This window comes from Faecalibacterium prausnitzii (assembly GCF_003324185.1).
GTDB classification, from domain to species: domain Bacteria; phylum Bacillota; class Clostridia; order Oscillospirales; family Ruminococcaceae; genus Faecalibacterium; species Faecalibacterium prausnitzii.
In genome coordinates this window covers 54,302-74,533 of sequence record NZ_PXUP01000007.1, presented here as the reverse complement: position 1 = coordinate 74,533, position 20,232 = coordinate 54,302, and the positions used below count along the sequence as shown (strand labels likewise).

The following is a 20,232-nucleotide window of genomic DNA, read 5'->3' as shown; positions in this document are numbered from 1 at the left end:
TTTGTATACCGTGAAGCGGACGATTTTAAATGGCCGCCGCGTGCGCTTTGGCCATCTTCAGCGGAAAATTATTTTTATATTTGCAATTCTGGAAAATCTGCGGATTTTCCAGAATTGCTTCTTCATGGGAGTAAAAAAGAGCCGCCGCACGGCGGCATGGCTGTGCGGCGGCTTTGTGAGAAGGTGGGAAATTGTTTAGTTCTCGGCCAGATTACCGGTATAAAGCTGGTAATACTTGCCCTTTTTGGCGATCAGCTCGTCGTGGCTGCCGCGCTCGATGATGCGGCCCTGCTCCAGCACCACGATGCAGTCTGCATTGCGGACGGTGGACAGGCGGTGCGCGATGACAAAGCTGGTGCGGCCATACATCAGGCCGTCCATGCCGCGCTGCACCAGCGCCTCGGTGCGGGTATCAATGGAGGAGGTCGCCTCGTCCAGAATCAGCACCGGGGGATCCGCCACGGCTGCGCGGGCAATGGCAAGCAGCTGGCGCTGTCCCTGCGAGAGGTTGGCGCCATCGCCGGTCAGCATGGTGTTGTAGCCCTCCGGCAGGCGCTTGATAAAGCCATCTGCGTTGGCCAGACGGGCGGCGGCGATGCACTCTTCATCGGTGGCCTCCAGCCGTCCGTAGCGGATGTTCTCCATCACCGTGCCGGTGAACAGGTGGGTGTCCTGCAGCACGATGCCCAGCGAGCGGCGCAGGTCGGCCTTTTTGATCTTGTGGATGTTGATGCCGTCATAGCGGATCTTGCCATCCTGAATATCGTAGAAGCGGTTGATCAGGTTGGTAATGGTAGTCTTGCCTGCACCGGTGGAGCCGACAAAGGCGATCTTCTGCCCCGGACGGCCGTACAGGTTGATGTCATGCAGCACCGTCTTTTCCGGCACATAGCCAAAGTCCACGTCCGTAAAGGTGATGTCGCCCGCCAGCTTGTGGTAGGTGGTAGTGCCATCGTGGTGGGGGTGCTTCCACGCCCACAGACCGGTGCGCTCGGCAGTTTCCACCAGCTGGTCGTTGCGGTCGTACTTGGCATTTACCAGCGTCACATAGCCCTCGTCGGTCTCGCTGGGCTCGTCCATCATCTTGAAGATGCGCTCGGCACCGGCCAGTGCCATGATGACGCTGTTGGCCTGCATGGACACCTGACTGATGGGCATATTGAAGCCCTTGTTCAGGCTGAGGAAGGCCACCACGGTGCCAAGGGTCATGCCGCCGACACCGCCCACAGCCATGGCTGCACCAACCAGCGCGCAGATGGCGTAGCTGATGTTGCCCAGCTGGGCGTTGACCGGCATCATAATGTTGGAGAAGGCGTTGGCCTGCTTGGCGCTTTCCTTCAGCTGGTCGTTCAGCGCACGGAAGCCGGCAAGGGTCTGCTGCTCGTGAGTGAACACCTTGACCACCTTCTGGCCTTCCATCATCTCCTCGATGTAGCCGTTCACCTTGCCCAGATCCCGCTGCTGCTGGATGAAGTACTTGGAGGAGCTTTTTGCGATCTGCTTGGAGCAGAACAGCATCAGCGCCACCATGAGCATGGTAACGATGGTCAGCTGCCAGCTGAGCATACACATACTGAAGAACACCGACACGATGGTGATGACGCTGGACACCAGCTGCGGGATGCTCTGGCTGAGCATCTGGCGCAGGGTATCCACATCGTTGGTGTACACGGACATGATATCGCCGTGAGGATGAGTGTCAAAATACCGGATGGGCAGGCTTTCCATGTGGGTGAACAGCTTGGTGCGCAGATTGCGCAGCGTGCCCTGCGTTACGTTGACCATGATGCGGGCGTTGGCCCATGCGGCCAGAATGCCCACAAAGTAGATGCAGCACATCCGCACCAGTGCACCGGCCAGTGGTGCAAAGCTGGGGTTCTGCTGGCGGGTCATGGGGACGATGTAATCGTCCATCAAAGTCTGCAAGAACAGGCTGGCCTGCACATTGGCCAGCGCGCTGACCACGATGCAGACAAGCACAAGGATGCAGTGGGGCAGATAGTTGCGGAACACCTCATCCATAATGCGCTTCAGCAGCTTGCCCGGGTTTTCCACCTTGGGGCGCGGCCCCCGTGCACCCCGCGGGCCGGGGCCATGTACTTCTTTTACTGCCATTACTGCGCACCTCCCTGCTTGTCAAAATCGCCGCCGCCCTGCGTCTGGCTGTTGTAGACCTCCTGATAGATGGCATTGGTCGCCAGCAGCTCTGCGTGGGTGCCCAGACCGTTGATCTGGCCGTTCTCCAGCACCAGAATGCGGTCTGCATCCTGCACCGAGGAGATACGCTGTGCAATGATGATCTTGGTCGTGCCGGGGATCTCCTCCCGGAAGGCCTTGCGGATCTTGGCATCGGTCGCGGTATCCACGGCGCTGGTGGAGTCGTCCAAAATCAGCACTTTGGGCTTGCGCAGCAGGGCGCGGGCGATAGTCAGGCGCTGCTTCTGGCCGCCGGACACGTTGGAGCCGCCCTGCTCGATCCATGTATTGTACTTATCCGGGAAGCGCTGGATGAACTCATCCGCGCAGGCCAGCTTTGCCATGCGGATGCACTCTTCCTCGGTGGCGTTGGCATCGCCCCAGCGCAGGTTATCCAGAATAGTACCGCTGAACAGCACATTCTTCTGCAGCACCATGGAGACCTCGCGGCGCAGAACATCAAGGTTATAATCCCGCACATCCACGCCGCCTACCCGCACGGTGCCGCTCTCGGCATCGTACAGGCGGGGGATCAGCTGCACCAGACTGGACTTTGCGCTGCCGGTGCCGCCGATGATGCCCAGCGTCTCGCCGGGTTGGATGGTAAAGCTGATATCGTTCAGCACCGGCTGGCCGCTGCCGTGCTTATACTTGAAGGTAACGTGGTCAAACTGGATGCTGCCGTCTGCCACCTGCTGCACCGGCTGCTTTGCCGGGGGCAGGTCGGTGTGCTCGTCCAGCACCTCCACGATACGCTTGGCAGAGGCGGCGGACATGGCGATCATGACAAAGGCCGTGCTCAGCATCATCAGTGCCATAAGGATGTTCATGATATAGCCGAACAGGGCGTTCAGCTGGCCGGTGGTAATGGCACCGTGCAGCACATATTTTGCGCCGAACCAGCTCAGCGCGATGTTGCAGCCGTACACCGCCACCAGCATGGCGGGGTTATTGAAGCTCAGGCGGCTTTCCGCGTTGACGAACTGCTTGTACAGGCTCTCGCAGGCAGCGGTGTATTTTTCGTTTTCAAAGCCCTCGCGCACAAAGCTCTTGACCACGCGGATGGCAGAGACATTCTCCTGCACCGAGGCGTTGAGGTTATCGTAGTTCTTGAACACACGGTCAAAGATGTGGAAGGTAGGGATCATGATGGCAGCCAGCACCGCCACCAGAAAGGCCACTGCCACCACGAACACCAGCGACAGCGGGCCGCCGATGACCACAGCCATGAACATTGCAAACACCAGATGCACCGGGGCGCGCACGCACATGCGCAGGATCATCTGGAAGGCGTTCTGCACGTTGGTCACGTCGGTGGTCATGCGGGTAACAAGACCTGCCGTAGAGAATTTGTCGATGTTGGAAAAAGAGTAATGCTGGATGTTTTCATACATGGCATCGCGCAGATTTCCGGCAAAGCCGGTGGATGCCTCGGCGGCATACTTGCCCGCCAGCACGCCCAGCACCAGCGCAATGGCTGCCACCAGAAAGGTAAGCAGTCCGTAGCGGATGATGGCGTTCATATCGCCCTTTTCAATGCCCTGGTCGATGATAAAGGCCATGATGGTGGGCAGCAGCACATCCATAATGGCTTCCAGCGCAGCAAAGAGCGGTGTCTTGATCGAGGCGGCTTTATACTCGCCCAGATGCGACACAAGCTTTTTGATCATCTGAGTTCCCTCCTGTTAATTTTATTTGTTTGGTACAAAACAATTTTATACAAAACAATTTAAATGTCAAGACGTTTCGTAAAATGTTCATAATTGCTAATTTAACAAGTCCTTTTTCGGCGCTTTGACGGAAAAGATCGTTATTTCAGTGCTTCCCGCAGCTTGTTCAGCAGCCGCAGCAGTTCTGCGTTCTCCTCCTCGGTCAGCAGTCCGGCCACATAGTCGTCGGTCTGGTGGAAGGACAGCAGGGTCTTTTCGTGCCGTTGGATGCCCTCCTCGGTCAGCACCAGCTGCTTGAGCCGGGCGTCCTGCGGCACGCTCAGCCGCTGGATGTAGCCCTTGCGCTCCATCAGCTGCAAAATGTTCGTCACCGTGGAGCGGGTGATGGAAAACTCCCGCTCGATGTCCCGCTGGAATACCGGCTCGTCCCGGTGGCGGTAGAGATACTCGATGATCCACCCGTGCATGGGGGTGGTCTGCTCTACCCCGTTGGCGCGGGAAAACTGGTTCAGCCTGCGGAAGATCAGGTTATCCACCCGGTGCAGCTGGGCGGGGATGACCTGCGGCCCTTCCCACGGCGGGTCCAGCTTGCAGGGCTCTTCAATAGGGTGCTGTGTACACATAATGGTTTTCCTCTGTTCAAATTGTTCGATGTAAAACTGTTTGATGCGATACATATATTACCCATCTCCCCGCCCCTTGTCAAGAGGGCGGGGCGCAAAAAAGGCCGCTGCGGAAAATTTTCCGCAGCAGCCTTGATTTTTATGGATACGGGATACGCTTACAGCTTTTTGCCGGTCAGCAGCTCATAGGCCTCCAGATACTTGGCAATGGTCTTGTCAATGACATCCTGCGGCAGGTCGTAGTTGCTGTCGGGGTTGGCCTTCAGCCAGTCGCGGACGAACTGCTTGTCGAAGGAGGGCTGGCTGTGACCCGGCTCGTAGCCCTCCAGCGGCCAGAAGCGGGAGGAGTCCGGGGTCAGCATCTCGTCACCCAGCACCACGTTGCCGTCCTCGTCCAGACCAAACTCGAACTTGGTATCGGCAATGATGATGCCGCGGGACAGTGCATACTCGGCGCACTTCTTGTACAGGGCAATGGTGTAGTCGCGCAGCTTGGTGGCGTACTCCAGACCGTGGCCGGGGAACTGCTTCTCCAGCACGTCGATGCTCTGCTCGTAGGAGATGTTCTCGTCGTGGTCGCCGATCTCTGCCTTGGTGGAGGGGGTGTAGATGGGCTCGGGCAGCTTATCGGACTCCTGCAGGCCCTCGGGCAGCTGGATGCCGCACACCTTGCCGGTCTTTTGGTAGCTTGCCCAGCCGCTGCCGGTAATGTAGCCGCGCACGATGCACTCGATGGGCAGCATGGTCAGCTTGCGGCACATCATGCTGTTGCCGGTGAACTGGGGCTGGCGGAAGAACTCCGGCATATCCTGCACATCCACGCTCAGCATGTGGTTGGGCAGCAGATCGCGGGTGTAATCGAACCAGAACTTGCTCATCTGGGTGAGCACGGTGCCCTTTTTGGTGACCTTGTTTTTCAGGATGACGTCAAACGCAGAAATGCGGTCGGTGGCAACCATGATCAGGCTGTCGCCATTGTCGTAGATCTCGCGGACTTTGCCTTCTTTGATGGGTTTGAACTCAGTCATAATCAAACACTCCATTTTTCCATGTTCTCAGCAGCGCAGCAGCGCAGCGCAGTTCTTACCCTATTATTCTACCATACTGCCGCGCGGTTTAAAAGGAACAGAATAAAAGAAAAACAGGCAAGTTTTGTGTTTTTATCGTGAAAAGTGCGCAAAAAGCAGCAGGAAATTTCGGCGTTTTGACGATAAAAGTCGTACTTTATCCCCAAATACACGCACCTTTGCAAAATGCAGTCATGGACAAGCGCCGCCGGTTGCGGTATCATTATAGTATGAGTATATCTGCGCTCCGCAGGGGCGCAAAAGTAAACAAGGAGGTAAAGAGTATGGGCAAATTTCCCAAGGGCTTTTTGTGGGGCGGCGCTACCGCTGCCAACCAGTGCGAGGGTGCATGGCAGGCAGACGGCAAGGGTCTGGCTACGGTGGATGTGACCCCCTTCGGCCCGGACCGTTTCCCGGTGGCAACGGGCTATATGGAAATGCTGGATTGCGATGACGCACATTTCTACCCCAGCCACGAGGCCATTGACCTGTATCACCATTATAAAGAGGATATCGCCCTGTTTGCAGAGATGGGCTTCAAGTGCTTCCGGCTGTCCATTGCATGGACCCGCATCCTGCCCAACGGCGATGACGCTCAGCCCAACGAGGCAGGACTGGCTTTCTACGACAGCATTTTTGACGAGTGCCATAAGTACGGCATCGAGCCGCTGGTCACCATCTGCCACTTTGACACTCCCATTGCCCTCATCAAAAAATACGGCGGCTGGAAAGACCGCCGCATGGTGGACGCCTACGTCCACTACTGCGAGGTGCTGTTCGACCGCTTCAAAGGCAAGGTGAAGTACTGGCTCACCTTTAATGAAATCAACATGCTGCTGCACCTGTCCTTTACCGGCGCCGGGCTGGTATTCCACCCCGGCGAGAATGTGGAGCAGGTCAAGTATCAGGCTGCCCATCACGAGCTGGTGGCCAGCGCAAAGGCGGTAAAGCTGGCGCACGAAAAAATGCCGGATGCCATGGTGGGCTGTATGCTGGCGGCAGGGCAGTTCTACCCCCGCACCTGCGCCCCGGAGGATGTGCGGGCGGCGCAGGAGGCAGACCGGGACAACTACTTCTTTACCGACGTACAGGTGCGCGGCGCTTACCCCGTGTGGGCTAAAAAGCGGATGGAGCGCGCCGGGGTGCAGCTGCACACACAGTCGGAGGACGACCGCACGCTGCGGGAGGGCACGGTGGATTTTGTATCCTTCAGCTACTATTCCAGCCGCTGCATCACGGTGGATAAGGAGCTGATGGCGGCAGAGAATGCGGAAGGCAACGCCGTGTCGGCATCGGTGAAGAACCCCTACCTGAAAGTCAGCGAGTGGGGCTGGGCCATCGACCCGGTGGGTCTGCGGGTGACCCTGAACACCATCTACGACCGGTACGAAAAGCCCATGTTCATCGTGGAGAACGGTCTGGGTGCGGTGGATACCGTAGAGCCGGACGGCTCCATCCACGACAGCTACCGCATCGACTACCTGCGGGCGCACATTGAGGAGATGGAAAAGGCCGTCAACGAGGATGGTCTGCCGCTGATGGGCTACACCACATGGGGGCCCATCGACCTTGTGAGCGCCTCCACCGGCGAGATGAAAAAGCGGTACGGCTTTATCTATGTGGACAAGGACAACGACGGCAACGGCACCCTTGCCCGCAGCCGGAAGGACAGTTTTTACTGGTATAAAAAGGTCATCGCTTCAGACGGCGAGGACCTGACCTGAGCAAGCGCCCCGGCACTGTTTGCGGTATGGCAGCGCCGGGGCGTAAACGTGTGAGGAAGAACCGATAACGGAGAAAATTTATGACACCACAAATCATTGCACACCGCGGTGCTTCCTATCTTGCACCGGAAAACACCCTGACTGCCTTTAAAAAAGCCATGGAGATTGGCGCGGACGGCGTAGAGATGGACGTACAGCAGACCATTGACGCCGGGCTTGTGATCCACCACGACTATATGATCGATCTGCACACGGATATTTCCGGCAAGATCTACGATATGACCATGGGCGATCTGAAAGAGCTGGATTTTGGCAGCTGGAAGGATGCCATCTATCAGGACGAAAAGATTGCTACCTTACAGGAAGCCATGGAGCTGTGCAAGCAGATGCCGGAATGCACCGTGCATCTGGAACTGAAATCCACCATGGACAACGACCCGGACTTTGTACCCCGGGTGCTGGAAGTGCTGCAGCAGACCGAGATGGTAGAACAGGTGATCCTTGTTTCCTTCAACCACGCGCTGCTGCGGCAGGCAAAGCAGCTGCTGCCCGAACTGCGGGTAGGTGCACTGGTATACGGCGAGCTGGAAAGCATGCTGCTGCCGCCGCCCATCATCTGGAAGGATCTTGGACTGACCAACGGCATAGACGACATGGAAGCCATGGACGCTGCCCTGCCGGAGAGCGCAGCAGACGAGGAAAATTGCAGCTGGATGACCCGCTGGATGAGCGATAAGGTAAGTATGCTGCGGGCAAACTTTCCCGGCGAGAGCCTGAACGAGATCTACAAAAACCTGATGGCGCAACGGGATCTGCCCGCCTACATCCGCAGTCTGGACTTTGTGCCGGAGTGGGTCAGCTGTGAGTACCACACCGCCTACAAAAACGCCGGTTTCATTGACAAACTGCACGAGATGGGCATCAAGGTGTCTTTGTGGACGGTGGACACGGAAGATTCCGTCCGCAGCCTGCTGCGCACCAGCGCCGATGCCTACATCACCAACCGCCCCGACCGTGTGCGGGAGTGGATGGAGAAGGAGCAGGCAGCGACCGCCCCAACAGAAACCGCCACGGCAGAGTCTGCCCCCACTGCTGAAGCAGACGCCGGGACAGCTGCCGCAGAGTAAACCGACCGGAACAGACACAAAAAAAGAGATAGGCTTTCCCGAAAGGGATCGCCTATCTCTTTTTCATTCATTTTATTCTGCTGCGTCGGTCAGCACAAAGGTCAGCTCTGCGGTGACGGCGCACTTGCCGTCCACCCATGCCGAAGCCTTGCCTACGCCCACAGCGCCGTGCTGCTGCACCAGTTCACAGTGCAGAGTGAGCACATCCCCGGGGACGACCTGCCTGCGGAAGCGGGCACTCTTGATGCCGCCGAACAGCGCCAGCTTGCCCTTGTTTTCCGGCAGGCTCAGCGCTGCCACAGCGCCGGTCTGTGCCAGCGCCTCCAGCAGCAGTACGCCGGGCATGACCGGCTGTGCCGGGAAGTGGCCGTTGAAAAATTCCTCGTTGCGGGTGACGCACTTGCGGCCGATGGCCCACTGCCCCGGCTCGTAGTCCAGAATGCGGTCCACGAGGGCAAAGGGGTAGCGGTGGGGCAGGATCTCCGCGATCTGCACGCTGCTCAGGGTGTTGGCGTTTTCACGCACGGTACGGGGTTCTGCCACGGGTCAGCCCTCCCATCTGCGCAGGGCGATGCAGGCGTTGTGACCGCCAAAGCCCAAGCTGTTGCTCAGTGCGTACTGCATCTCCTGCTGCCGCCCGGTGTTGGGCACATAGTCCAGATCACACTCCGGGTCAGGCTGGGCGTAGTGGATGGTGGGCGGTGCAAACTGATCCCGCAGTGCCAGCGCGGTAAACACGGCCTCAATGCCGCCCGCACCGCCCAGCAGATGACCGGTCATGCTCTTGGTGCTGACCACGGTCATCTCCTTGGCGTGTGCGCCGAACACGGCGTGAATGGCAGCAGTCTCGCAGGCATCGTTCATGTGGGTGCCGGTGCCGTGGGCGTTGATATGGTCCACCTGCTCCGGTGCGATATCCGCATCTGCCAAGGTCAGCTTCATGCAGTCGATGGCGCCCACGCCGCCGGGAGCCGGTGCGGTAAAGTGGTAGGCATCGCAGTTGGCACCGTAGCCCACCACCTCGGCGTAGATGTGTGCGCCGCGCGCCTTTGCGTGTTCCAGCTCCTCCAGCACCAGCACACCGCTGCCCTCGCCCATGACAAAGCCGCCGCGGCGGGCATCAAAGGGCAGACTGGCAGCGTCCGGGTCGGTGGCGGTGGAAAGCGCCTTCATGCTGGTAAAGCCGCCGATGCCCAAGGGGCTGATGCAGCTTTCCGCGCCGCCGCAGACCATCACCGGCTCGTAGCCGTCCCGGATGCGGTGGAAGGCGTCGCCTACGGCGTTGGTGCCGCCGGCGCAGGCCGTGACCGGGCAGGTGCACATGCCCTTCAGACCGAAGCGGATGGCCACCTGCGCCGCTGCCATGTTGGCAATGGCCATGGGCACAAAGTAGGGGCTTACCTTCTCCATGCCCTTTTCCTCGCCGCGGGCGTGCTGCTCCTCGATCGTGGGCAGACCGCCGATGCCGCTGGACAGGATGACGCCGATGTCCTTGCCCTCGGCCTCGGTATCAAGGCCGCTGTCTGCAATGGCTTCGGCGGCAGCGCCCAGTGCCAGCAGGGTGAAGCGCGCCATTTTGCGGACTTCCTTTTTGTCCACCACGGTCTCGGGGTCAAAATCCTTTACCTCACCGGCCAGCTTGCACTTGAAGTCGGTGGTATCGAACTGAGTGATAGGGCCGATGCCGCATTTACCGGCACGGGCTGCCGCCCAGCTGTCAGCCACATTGTTGCCCAGCGGGTTCACCGTGCCAAGGCCGGTGATCACAACTCTGCGTTTTTCCATAAGGGTTCTCCTTTACATTGCCATGCCGCCGTCCACACAGAGCACCTGCCCGGTGAGATAGCTGCTTTGTTCTGCGGCAAAAAACGCCACTGCCTGCGCCACATCCTCCGGCTGGCCTGCGCGGCCTGCGGGGATGCCCTGCGTCATGCCGGTGCGCACAGTCTCCGGCAGCACGGCAGTCATGTCGGTGTCGATAAAGCCGGGCGCTACCGCGTTCACGGTCACGTTCCGTGCGGCCAGCTCCCGGGCAAGGCTCTTGGTCAGGCCGATGAGCCCCGCCTTGCTGGCGGCGTAGTTGGTCTGCCCGGCATTGCCCCGCAGCGCCACCACGCTGGAAAGGTTCACGATGCGGCCATAGCGCTGGCGCACCATGCGGCGGGCAGCTTCCTTGCAGCAGAGAAAGGCGCTTTTCAGGTTGGTGTCCAGCACCGCGTCAAAATCCTGCTCGGTCAGGCGCAAAATCAGGTTGTCCCGGGTGATGCCCGCGTTGTTCACCAGCACATCCACCCGGCCAAAGGCCTCGGCGGTAGCATCGAACAGCGCTTTGCAGCCCTCAGCGGTGGATACATCCGCCTGTACGGTCACCGCCTGCACGCCCTCGGCGCGGCAGAGCGCTGCCGTCTGTTCTGCAGGCTCTGCGCCGTGGCAGTAGTTCACCACCACATTGCAGCCCTGCTTTGCCAGTGCCACGCACACTGCGCGGCCAATGCCCCGGCTGCCGCCGGTAACAATGGCGGCGCGGGTCAGCTTTTCTTCACTCATTCTGCATCCTTCCATGCGGTCAGCACCGCATCCAGCTGTTCCGGGGTCTCCACTGCGGTGCAGACCACCCCGGGCAGGGTCTTTTTCACAAAACCGCTCAGGGCATTGCCGGGGCCGACTTCCAGAATGTGGTCCACGCCCAACTCGCCCAGACGGCGCAGGGTATCTTCCATGTAGACGCTGCTCTGCACCTGCTTTACCAGCAGCTGCGGGATGCTGTCGGTCTCAGCCTTTTCATGCCCCAGACAGTTGAACAGCACCGGTGTCTCCATGGTGCCGAAGTTCTCGCCCGCAAAGCGCTGTGCCAGCGCATCCCCTGCGGGAGCCATCAGCTTTGTGTGGAAGGGGCCGCTGACCTTCAGCGGGATGCAGCGGCGGGCACCGGCTTCCTTTGCCAGCGCAGCGGCCTGCTCCACAGCGGCTTTCTCACCGCCGATGACCAGCTGCCCCGGGCAGTTGTAGTTGCAGATCTGCACACAGCCCGTCTCTGCAGCCTGTTCGCAGCAGGCAGACAGTTTTTCTCTGTCCAGCCCCAGCACGGCGGTCATGCCGCAGGCAAGGCCCTTTGCAGCTTCGGCCATGGCCTTGCCCCGGAAGGCGGTCAGCTCGATGGCCTGCTTTGCGGTGAACACCCCGGCTGCCTGCAGCGCGGAGTATTCGCCCAGCGAAAGCCCCGCCAGATAGGCGGGCTTTACGCCCTTTTCGGCCAGCACAGCGGTCACGCCGCAGGCAAAGGCCACCATGCAGGGCTGGGTGTATTCGGTCTGGTTCAAAACGCCGTCCGGGTCCTCAAAGCAGACGCGGTGCAGGTCAAAATCCAGCGCTGCGCTGTCAAAGGCCGCCCGGAAGACGGGAGATGCTTCGTAAAATTCCTTGCCCATGCCGGGGTGCTGCGCACCCTGACCGGCGTAAAGTACGGCAAGCTTCATAAATTCTGCCTCCATTCGGTCACAAGTTCGTCCATCAGCTCGCGCACGGTGCGCATCCGGTCCAGCCTGCCCACGTTTTCGCCGCAGAAGAAGAGCCCTTCCTCCACATTGCCCTTCACCGCCTCGATGAGGGCGTGGGTGATGCAGTAGGGCACGGCGGCGGGGTCGCAGGTCTTGAGACACCGGGCGCAGTGCTTGGGCGGGAAGCGTTTGCCCTCGGCCAGCGCCTGCACCAGCGGGGTGTTCAGGGCGCGGCCGGGCATTCCCACCGGGCTGTGGATGATGCGCACATCCTCCGGCTTTGCCGCCAGCAGCACGTCCTTGTAGGTCTGGGAGGCGTCGCACTCGTAGGTGGGGATAAAGCGGGTGGCAAGCTGCACGCCCGCAGCGCCAAGCTTTGTAAAGTGTGCCATGTCGGCACCGGTGTACACGCCGCCCGCCACGAATACCGGGATGGCGTGGCCGTATTGCTCCTCGTAGGGTTTTACCTCGGCCAGCACCCCGGGCAGAATTTCGTCCAAGGTCTGGCAGCGGTCGGCCAGCAGGTCCTCCTCGGCAAAGCCGAGATGCCCGCCCGCCTTGCAGCCCTCGATGACCACAAAATCGGCGGTGCGGTCAAAGCCCTTTGCCCAGCGGCGCAGGATGAGCTTTGCCGCCCGGGCGCTGGATACGATGGGCGCAATGGCCACCTCTTTGGTGCCCACGATGCCCGGCAGCTCCAGCGGCAGACCCGCGCCGGAGACCACGGCATCCACCCCCGCCGCCACGGCGGTGCGGATGGCGTCGGCATAGTCCCGGGTGGCTACCATGGCGTTGATGGCTACCAGACCCATACCTCCGGCAATGGCCTTGGCTTTTTGGATCTCTGCGGTCAGGGCGCGGTGGTTGGCTGCCGCCGGGTCACGGGCAAAATCCGGCTCCCGGTAACCTGCATCGGCGGTGGAGATGCACCCCATGCCGCCGCAGGCCGCTACCGCACCGGCCAGCCCACCCAGCGAGACGCCCACGCCCATGCCGCCCTGCAAAATGGGTACTTGCAGGGGCTTGCCGCCAAGGGTCAGCATTCGGTGTTCAGCGCGGCGATGCGCTGCCTCCCGCCCTGCCACAGGTCGGCAAGGATGTCCGCCACGGGGCGCACCTCGTGCAGCATTCCGGCCACCTGACCGGCCATCAGGCTGCCGCTTACCGTGTCGCCCTCAAAGACGGCGCGGCGCAGGCTGCCCAGCGTGTATTTTTCCAGTTCCATCTTATCCGCGCCCGCCTTTTCCTGACGGACATACTCCCGGCTCATGCGGTTTTTCAGCACACGCACCGGCGCACCCACGGTGCGTCCGGTGACGATGGTGTCACTGTCCCCGGCTTTGAGCAGCGCGGCCTTGTAGTTGGGGTGAATGGGGCACTCCTCGCTTGCCAGCAGGCAGGTGCCCACCTGCACCCCGCAAGCGCCCAGTGCCAGCGCAGCCGCCAGCTGACGGCCATCGGCAATGCCGCCTGCGGCGATGACCGGCACGCTGACCGCGTCCACCACCTGCGGCACCAGTGCCATGGTGGTCATCTCGCCCACATGGCCACCGCTCTCGGTGCCCTCAGCGATGACGGCGTCAATGCCCAGCGGCTCCAGATGCCGTGCCAGCACGGCAGCAGCCACCACCGGGATCACCTTGACGCCGGCAGCTTTCCACATGGGAACGTACTTTCCCGGGTTGCCTGCGCCGGTGGTGACCACGGCGACCTTTTCCTCCACCACGATCTGGGCAAACTCATCTGCCTGCGGGTGCATGAGCATGATGTTTACGCCAAAGGGCTTGTCGGTCAGCTCCCGGCAGCGGCGGATGTTCTGGCGCAGGGTATCGGCATTCATGCCGCCTGCACCGATGATGCCCAGTGCACCGGCGTTGGAGCAGGCGGCGGCAAACTCGCCGGTGGCAATGTTTGCCATGCCGCCCTGAATGATGGGGTATTTCGTCCCCAGGATCTCGTTTAAAAGTTTCATGGTCTTTATCCTTTATATTCCACGATCATGCCGCCCCATGTCAGACCGCCGCCGAAGCCGATGCAGGCAAGGGTCTGGCCGGGGTGCAGCTGGCCGCTCTCAGCCAGCTCGTTCAGTGCCACCGGGATGCTGGCAGCACTGGTGTTGCCGTGGCGATCCATGTTTTTGTAGAACTTTGCACCGTCGGCGTGCAGCGCCTTGACGCAGTGGTCGATGATGCGGCTGTTGGCCTGATGACAGACCACCCAGTCCAGCCCGTCCAGCGTAAGGCCGGTCTCGTCCAGCACGGTATGCAGGCACTTGGGCAGGGCATCCACCGCAAAGCGGAACACCGCCCTGCCGTCCATACTGATGGGTGCCGAGCCTGCACGGCTGGGGCCGCCGGCATGGATGGCGGCATCGCCCCGGGCACCCAGCGTGATGGCAAAAGGCACGGAGGTGTCGGTCAGTTCAAACACCGCCGCACCGGCACCATCGCCGAACAGCACACAGGTGGAGCGGTCGGCAGGGTCCATCAGGCGGGAGAGCGCCTCGGTGCCGATGACCAGCGCATACCGCCCGCCCAGCGTAGCCAGCAGGCCGCGCGCCACCGCCGTGCCGTACAAAAAACCGGAGCAGGCGGCGTTCACATCCAGTGCGGGGCGGTTTTCCGGCAGTGCCAGCGCCGCCTGCACCTGACAGGCCACGCTTGGGGTGGCGTCCGGCGCGGAAAGGGTGGCGCAGACGCAGCAGGCAATGTCTGCCGGGGCAAGGCCGCTGCGCTGCAGCGCCTGCTTTGCGGCGGCAATGGCCAGTGTGGCGGCGTTTTCGCCCTCGGTGCAGTAGTGCCGGGTGCGGATGCCGGTGCGGGTGGTGATCCACTCGTCGCTGGTATCCACGGTGCGGCTCAGCTCTTCGTTGGTGACCGTGCGGCCGGGCAAAGCCCCGCCGGTGGCGATCAGACGCAAACCCTTCATGCTTTCCTCATTTCTCCGATCTGACGGAATTTCTGGTAGCGCTGCTCGGCCAGCTGACGGCCGTTCATGCGGGCAAGGCTGCGCAGCTGACGCCGCAGTGCCTCGTCCAGATTGCCGAACAGTACCCCGTGGGCGCGCTGTGCGCCGCCCACCGGCTCCGGGATGATCTCCTCCACGATGCCGTCCTTGTACAGATCCTGTGCGGTCAGCTTCATGATCTCGCAGGCTTCGCCGCTGCGGGAGGAATCCTTCCACAGGATGCTGGCAAAGCCCTCGGGGCTCAGCACCGAGTAAACGGCGTTTTCCAGCATCAGGATGCGGTTTGCCACACCCAGCGCCAGCGCGCCGCCGGAGGAGCCCTCGCCGGTGACCACTGCGATCACCGGCACGGTCAGGCCGCTCATCTCCATCAGGTTGCGGGCAATGGCTTCGCCCTGTCCGCGCTCCTCGGCATCCTTGCCGGGGTATGCACCCGGGGTGTCGATAAAGGTGATGATGGGACGGTCAAATTTTTCGGCCTGCTTCATCAGGCGCAGGGCCTTGCGGTAGCCCTCCGGCCCGGGCATACCAAAGTTGCAGCGCAGGTTTTCTTCCAGCGTGCTGCCCTTGCGGTGGCCGATGACCGTGACCGGCTGGCCGTGGAACAGTGCCACACCGCCCAGAATGGCGGCATCTTCCTTGCACTGGCGGTCGCCGCACTGCTCAAAGAAGTCGGTGAACAGTGCATCCACGATCTCATCGATGTGGGGGCGCTCCGGGTGACGGGCCAGAAAGACCCTGTCCTCTGCAGTCAGCGCCCCGCAGCCGGACAGCAAAGCGTCCTCCTGTGCGGAAAGCTCTGCCAGCTCGGCAGCGTGGTTGGTGATATCGGTCATGTTCTCGTCCGCCGGGTCGCCGCGCAAGGCGGCGATCTTTTCATCCAGCGGTGCGAGCTGTTGTAAGATGTCCTTGATCATAAGGCGCTCCCTCCTCAGGCGTGCAGACGCAGCAGCTGCGCCAGTGTTTCGCGCATTTCGGTACGGGGCACTACCTTGTCCACAAAGCCGTGCTCGTACTGGAACTCGCTGCGCTGGAAGCCTGCGGGCAGCTTTTCGCCGATGGTCTGTTCAATGACCCGGGGGCCCGCAAAACCGATCAGCGCCCCGGGCTCTGCCAGCATAATATCGCCAAGGCTGGCAAAACTGGCAGTCACGCCGCCAGTGGTGGGGTGGGTCAGCACGCTGATGTACAGCCCGCCCCGGGCGGAGAACCGCTCGATGGCGGCAGAGGTCTTTGCCATCTGCATCAGGCTGAAAATGCCCTCCTGCATCCGGGCGCCGCCGCTGGCCGAGAAGATGATCAGCGGCAGGTGCTTTGCGGTGGCGTGCTCCACGGCGCGGGTGATCTTTTCGCCCACAGTGGTGCTCATGCTGCCCATAAAGAACCGGCTGTCCAGCACTGCCACCACCACCGGGGTGCCCTCGATGCGCCCCGTGGCGGTGATGACAGCTTCCTTCAGGCCGGTCTTACCGGTCTGTGCTTCCAGCTTTTCCGGGTAACCGGGAAACTGCAGCACATCCTGCGGGGCAAGGTCGGCATCCAATTCCCGGAAGCTGCCCTTGTCCAAAATCAGGTTCAGGCGGTAGTACCCGCCGATGGGCAGGTGCACCCCGCAGTTGGGGCAGACGTACTGCGCCTTGTTCCAGATCTGGCGGGTGGCACGGCGTCCGCACTTTTTGCATTCCACGAACTGCGGGTCGTTCCACACGGCACCCGCATCCCGCCGGGCTTTCAGCTGGAAGGTGCGCTCCCGCATACTGCCCGGCAGCAGGTCTTTAATACTGTTCATCGCGTTTCGCCTCGGTCAGCCTCAGACATGGGCATTGATGTAGTTGAAGATATCGCCCACGGTCTTGAGGTTTGCCAGTTCCTCATCGGGGATGGACACGCCGCAGGCCTCTTCCAGTGCCATGTTCAGCTCCACAGCGTCCAGGCTGTCGGCCTCCAGATCCTCGGTCAGGCTGGCTTCCATGGTCACCTTGTCCTCATCGCAGCTCAGGGTATCGACAACGATCTTCTTCATTTCCTCGAAAGTCATGGTAGTATTCTCCTTTATGTTTACTGTTTGTGTTTAATTATTTACCTAAAAATTATGAGGTATCGAACACGACCATTATAGCCAATTCGTCGGATAAGTCAATGGATTTAGTTAAATATTTTTATCTTTTACACTTTTGTCACAGTTTGCTTCCTTTTTATATAGCCCCCTGCACAGGGCGCAAAAAAGCCGCTGCACAGTGCTTTGTGCAGCGGCTTTTCCCGCAATAATAATATTATTTTCTTATTCCAGCCCGATCTGCTGTGCGTATTCCTCCAGCAGCTCCCGCTCAAGGAAGGGGGTCTTGACGCCCTCGCGGTCGCGGTAGGTCTCGTGCCCCTTGCCGATGACGGCGATCAGATCGCCCTCCTGTGCGTGATCCACTGCGTAGTGCAAAGCGTCCAGACGGTCGGGGATCTCCACGAACTTTGCGTCCGGGTTGCCCTTGTTCATGCCCTCGCGGATATCCGCGATGATGTCCTCCACCTTTTCAAAGCGGTTGTTGTCCTCGGTGAGGATGGAGAAATCCGCCATCTTGGCGCAGATCTCGCCCATGCCATAGCGGCGCAGCTTGGAGCGGTTGCCGCCGCAGCCGAACACCACCACCAGACGGTGGGGCTTGTAGGCGCGCAGGGTGGTGAGCAGGCTCTCGGTGGACACCTCGTTGTGGGCGTAGTCCAACAGGATGGTGAACTTTTTGCTGATGGGCACCAGCTCCACACGTCCCTTCACCACGCACTTGCCCAGACCATCGTGGATGGCGGCATCCGGCAGACCCAGCACCTTGCCCACGGCCAGCGCTGCCAACGCGTTGTACACGCTGAACTCGCCGGGCATATTCACCTTGACGTCCATCTCGTCCTTGCCGGTAACGTGGAAGGCAACGCCCAGAAAATCGTGGGTGCGCAGCAGCTCGTAGCCGGTCTCGCGGTAGTCGGCCTTTTCATCGCGGCCATAGGTGACCAATTTGCAGGTATGACCCTCCAGCAGAGCGGCGGTGTTCTCATCGTCGATGTTCACCACGCCCACGTTGCAGCGCTTGAACAACTGTCCCTTCCAGCTGCGGTACTCCTCAAAGGTCTTGTGCTCACCGGGGCCGATGTGATCCGGCGAAAGGTTGGTGAACACACCCACATCGTAGTGCACGCCCGCCACGCGATCCATCATCAGACCCTGACTGGATACTTCCATCAGTGCGGTGTCACAGCCGGCATCCAGAAACTCCCGGAAGGTCTTTTGCAGCTCGTAGCTTTCCGGGGTGGTGTTGGCGGTGTCCTTGTGGCGTCCCATATAGTAGATGCCGTTGGTGCCGATCATGCCTACCTTGCGGCCTGCGGCCTCCAGCACGCTTTTGATCATGTGGGTGGTAGTGGTCTTGCCCTTGGTGCCGGTGACGCCGATCATGGTCATCTGCCGGGCAGGGTTGCCGAAGAGGTTGGCGCTCATCAACGCCATGGCATAGCGGCTGCTCTCCACCTTGACCACGGTCACCCCGGGCAGGGTAGAAAGGTCGATGTCGTGCTGGATGACCAGCGCGCTGATTCCCTTGGCGGCGCAGTCGGCGGCAAACGCGTGGCTGTCCCGCTGGGTGCCCACGATGCACACGAACAAAAGCCCCGGGGCAGCCTTGCGGCTGTCGTAGATGATATCCGCGATCTCAGTATCCAGACTGCCCTGCACAAGGGTAAAGGGCACGCCTTCCATCAGTTGTTCCAGCTTCATACAGTCTCCTCCAAAGAGCTTCTTTACATGGGGTTTTCTTCTTCGTTGGCCGTCATGCGGTCAGGGTGGGTCAGGGGCAGCTGCTCGGTGTCCGTTTCAGCCGCCGGTTCGGTGGTGTCGGCAGTATCCGTGCTTTCTGCACTGTCGGTGCTGTCGGCAGTGTCCTCTGCCGGGGCGGGTTCCTCGGCCTTGGGCGGCACCACATAGCCGGAGGGCAGAGTGGGCTCACCCTGTGCAAAATAAATCTTGCGGGTGCTGCTGGCGCTGGTATGGCTGAAGTCCAGCCGCCCGGTGTCGGTGGGGCCGCAGCCCTTGCCGTCGGCGTTGGTCAGCACATAGCGGGCGCGGTCCAGCTTATAATCCAGATCGTTCAGCGTGCCCAGCAGCACGCTGATGCGGTCCTGATACAAAAATGCGAGTTGCTCGGTGTCTGCCACCTCCAGCCGCGTCACATCCTGCGACAGGCCGTATTCTTCCAGCTTGCCTACTAAGGTGCGCAGCGCTTCCATGCGGGCGGTCTCGGTGCTCACCGCGCTTTCGCTTTCGGCGGTTTCCGAGCCGGAGGCGCTTGCCGCGTCCACGTCCTCCGCGAACCAGAAGCCCTGTCCCGGGGTGGTGTCCTGCAGCTTGCCGCCGTACAGGGTGCAAAGCCCCTCAGGCTGGGTGCTTTCCTCGGACAAAATCTTCCATTTGTCCGAGATCACAAGCCATTTATTGCCGTTTTGCACCGCGTAGGCGGGCACGGCCTCGGTCACCTGCACCACCACGGTGTTGGGGTAGTCCCGGATCACCTTGATGGAGCCCAGCAGCGGGAAGTTCTGCTCCAGCACCGCGGCCTTTTCGCCGGGTTCAAAGCTGAAGATGTTTTCCTCCAGCTGCACGCCCATCCGCTGCAAAATGCTGTCTGCGGAGTAGCCAGCGATTTCGGTCACCTGCTTGCCGTCCGGGGTCTGCACCTGAATGGAGTTGATGCGGAACAGCATGGTCATGGTCAGGTAGATGCCCGCGCCAATAACGCACAGCAGCATGGCAAAGGCGGTCAGGCGGCGCAGCATCCGGCGGCGCCGCAATGTGGCGCGGGTCACCTTGCGCTTTTTGCGCATTTCCCGCCGGGCAGGGCTTTGCTGCGGGGCGCTCTGGCTGCCTGCCGGGTGCTGCCGGTTCGGGCGGTTTTGCGCGTTCTGGTTTTTCCGGCTGCTCTGCCCGCTGCGGGCATTGTTTGCCGGGCGGCGCTGTTTGCCACCGGACTTCGCGTTTTTTGGTCTGCTGCCCGCCGGGCGGTTACCGGCGGGATACTGGGTGGTATTGCTCCCCTGCCCCTGCGCCGGGCGGCGGGGCTGGGATTGGGTCTGGGTGGGGAACTGGATGCTGTTATCTGCCCGGGAGGAGCGCACACTGCCGTTGGCGCTGCGGGAGGGCGGGCGGCTGAGCGGCTCGCCGTTGTAGCCGTAGCGGCTGCTGCCGGTGCTCCGGGGCGTATGATCCTGCGAAGGCGCAGAGGTGCGCGCCACATCCCGGTTCAGGTCATAGGGTCTCGTGTTCCGGGGTCTGCCGTTGCGGTCACGGTTCTGCTGCATCATTCGCACCTTCTTTCCTGTTTA

Annotated in this window: 19 protein-coding genes; 3 read left to right on the top strand and 16 right to left on the bottom strand. The window is 60.9% G+C overall.

Annotated elements, in window-relative coordinates; translation table 11 throughout:
• Positions 1 to 10: 10 nt before the first annotated feature.
• A complete protein-coding gene (locus C7J97_RS14980; protein ID WP_170126641.1) occupies positions 11 to 199 on the top strand; it encodes a hypothetical protein in 189 nt (62 codons plus the stop codon).
• On the opposite strand, the gene C7J97_RS06210 is transcribed toward C7J97_RS14980, so the two are convergent.
• From C7J97_RS06210 to C7J97_RS06195, 4 genes are all read right to left on the bottom strand, one after another.
• Entirely contained in the window at positions 196 to 2,115 is a 1,920-nt protein-coding gene (locus C7J97_RS06210; RefSeq protein ID WP_113992304.1) for an ABC transporter ATP-binding protein, read from the bottom strand. The genes C7J97_RS14980 and C7J97_RS06210 overlap by 4 nt on opposite strands.
• Entirely contained in the window at positions 2,115 to 3,866 is a 1,752-nt protein-coding gene (locus tag C7J97_RS06205) for an ABC transporter ATP-binding protein (protein WP_015537424.1), read from the bottom strand. The genes C7J97_RS06210 and C7J97_RS06205 overlap by 1 nt, the downstream gene beginning before the upstream one ends.
• Before the next feature lie 140 nt (positions 3,867 to 4,006).
• The gene (locus tag C7J97_RS06200) at positions 4,007 to 4,543 is read right to left on the bottom strand and encodes a MarR family winged helix-turn-helix transcriptional regulator (protein WP_113992303.1); all 537 of its coding nucleotides are present in this window, start codon (positions 4,541 to 4,543) and stop codon (positions 4,007 to 4,009) included.
• A 104-nt stretch (positions 4,544 to 4,647) separates the two neighbouring features.
• Positions 4,648 to 5,517: a phosphoribosylaminoimidazolesuccinocarboxamide synthase gene (locus C7J97_RS06195; protein ID WP_015537422.1), complete on the bottom strand. Its 870-nt coding sequence runs from the start codon at positions 5,515 to 5,517 to the stop codon at positions 4,648 to 4,650.
• A gap of 323 nt (positions 5,518 to 5,840) precedes the next feature.
• Between C7J97_RS06195 and C7J97_RS06190 the strand changes: the two genes are divergently transcribed.
• The gene (locus tag C7J97_RS06190; RefSeq protein WP_113992302.1) at positions 5,841 to 7,280 is read left to right on the top strand and encodes a 6-phospho-beta-glucosidase; all 1,440 of its coding nucleotides are present in this window, start codon (positions 5,841 to 5,843) and stop codon (positions 7,278 to 7,280) included.
• Between the two features lie 80 nt (positions 7,281 to 7,360).
• Positions 7,361 to 8,407, top strand: a complete 1,047-nt coding sequence (locus tag C7J97_RS06185; protein ID WP_113992301.1) for a glycerophosphodiester phosphodiesterase — start codon at positions 7,361 to 7,363, stop codon at positions 8,405 to 8,407.
• A gap of 72 nt (positions 8,408 to 8,479) precedes the next feature.
• Here the strand turns inward: C7J97_RS06185 and fabZ are convergent, their stop codons facing one another.
• The 12 genes from fabZ to C7J97_RS06125 form a co-directional block, all read right to left on the bottom strand.
• On the bottom strand, positions 8,480 to 8,950 hold the full coding sequence (fabZ, locus tag C7J97_RS06180; RefSeq protein ID WP_113992300.1) for a 3-hydroxyacyl-ACP dehydratase FabZ: 471 nt from the start codon (positions 8,948 to 8,950) through the stop codon (positions 8,480 to 8,482).
• Positions 8,951 to 8,953: 3 nt separating this feature from the next.
• Positions 8,954 to 10,192, bottom strand: coding sequence for a beta-ketoacyl-ACP synthase II (gene fabF, locus C7J97_RS06175; RefSeq protein WP_113992299.1), 1,239 nt, complete (start codon positions 10,190 to 10,192; stop codon positions 8,954 to 8,956).
• A gap of 12 nt (positions 10,193 to 10,204) precedes the next feature.
• Entirely contained in the window at positions 10,205 to 10,954 is a 750-nt protein-coding gene (gene fabG, locus C7J97_RS06170) for a 3-oxoacyl-[acyl-carrier-protein] reductase (RefSeq protein WP_113992298.1), read from the bottom strand.
• Entirely contained in the window at positions 10,951 to 11,883 is a 933-nt protein-coding gene (gene fabD / locus C7J97_RS06165) for an ACP S-malonyltransferase (RefSeq protein WP_113992297.1), read from the bottom strand. Before fabD ends, fabG begins: the two co-directional genes overlap by 4 nt.
• Positions 11,880 to 12,947 carry an NAD(P)H-dependent flavin oxidoreductase gene (locus tag C7J97_RS06160; RefSeq protein ID WP_112120932.1) on the bottom strand — a complete coding sequence of 356 codons (1,068 nt, stop codon included), beginning with the start codon at positions 12,945 to 12,947 and terminating at the stop codon, positions 11,880 to 11,882. Before C7J97_RS06160 ends, fabD begins: the two co-directional genes overlap by 4 nt.
• Positions 12,941 to 13,876: a nitronate monooxygenase gene (locus C7J97_RS06155; RefSeq protein ID WP_113992296.1), complete on the bottom strand. Its 936-nt coding sequence runs from the start codon at positions 13,874 to 13,876 to the stop codon at positions 12,941 to 12,943. Before C7J97_RS06155 ends, C7J97_RS06160 begins: the two co-directional genes overlap by 7 nt.
• Before the next feature lie 5 nt (positions 13,877 to 13,881).
• Positions 13,882 to 14,832 carry a beta-ketoacyl-ACP synthase 3 gene (locus C7J97_RS06150; protein WP_113992295.1) on the bottom strand — a complete coding sequence of 317 codons (951 nt, stop codon included), beginning with the start codon at positions 14,830 to 14,832 and terminating at the stop codon, positions 13,882 to 13,884.
• A complete protein-coding gene (locus C7J97_RS06145; protein WP_113992294.1) occupies positions 14,829 to 15,788 on the bottom strand; it encodes an acetyl-CoA carboxylase carboxyltransferase subunit alpha in 960 nt (319 codons plus the stop codon). Before C7J97_RS06145 ends, C7J97_RS06150 begins: the two co-directional genes overlap by 4 nt.
• A 14-nt stretch (positions 15,789 to 15,802) precedes the next feature.
• A complete protein-coding gene (gene accD / locus C7J97_RS06140; RefSeq protein WP_015537411.1) occupies positions 15,803 to 16,660 on the bottom strand; it encodes an acetyl-CoA carboxylase, carboxyltransferase subunit beta in 858 nt (285 codons plus the stop codon).
• 21 nt (positions 16,661 to 16,681) lie between these two features.
• A complete protein-coding gene (gene acpP / locus C7J97_RS06135) occupies positions 16,682 to 16,909 on the bottom strand; it encodes an acyl carrier protein (RefSeq protein WP_015537410.1) in 228 nt (75 codons plus the stop codon).
• 243 nt (positions 16,910 to 17,152) lie between these two features.
• Complete coding sequence (locus tag C7J97_RS06130) at positions 17,153 to 18,631, bottom strand: UDP-N-acetylmuramoyl-L-alanyl-D-glutamate--2,6-diaminopimelate ligase (protein ID WP_113992293.1); 1,479 nt, start codon at positions 18,629 to 18,631, stop codon at positions 17,153 to 17,155.
• Between the two features lie 23 nt (positions 18,632 to 18,654).
• A complete protein-coding gene (locus C7J97_RS06125; RefSeq protein ID WP_113992292.1) occupies positions 18,655 to 20,211 on the bottom strand; it encodes an FtsQ-type POTRA domain-containing protein in 1,557 nt (518 codons plus the stop codon).
• Positions 20,212 to 20,232 lie beyond the last annotated feature (21 nt).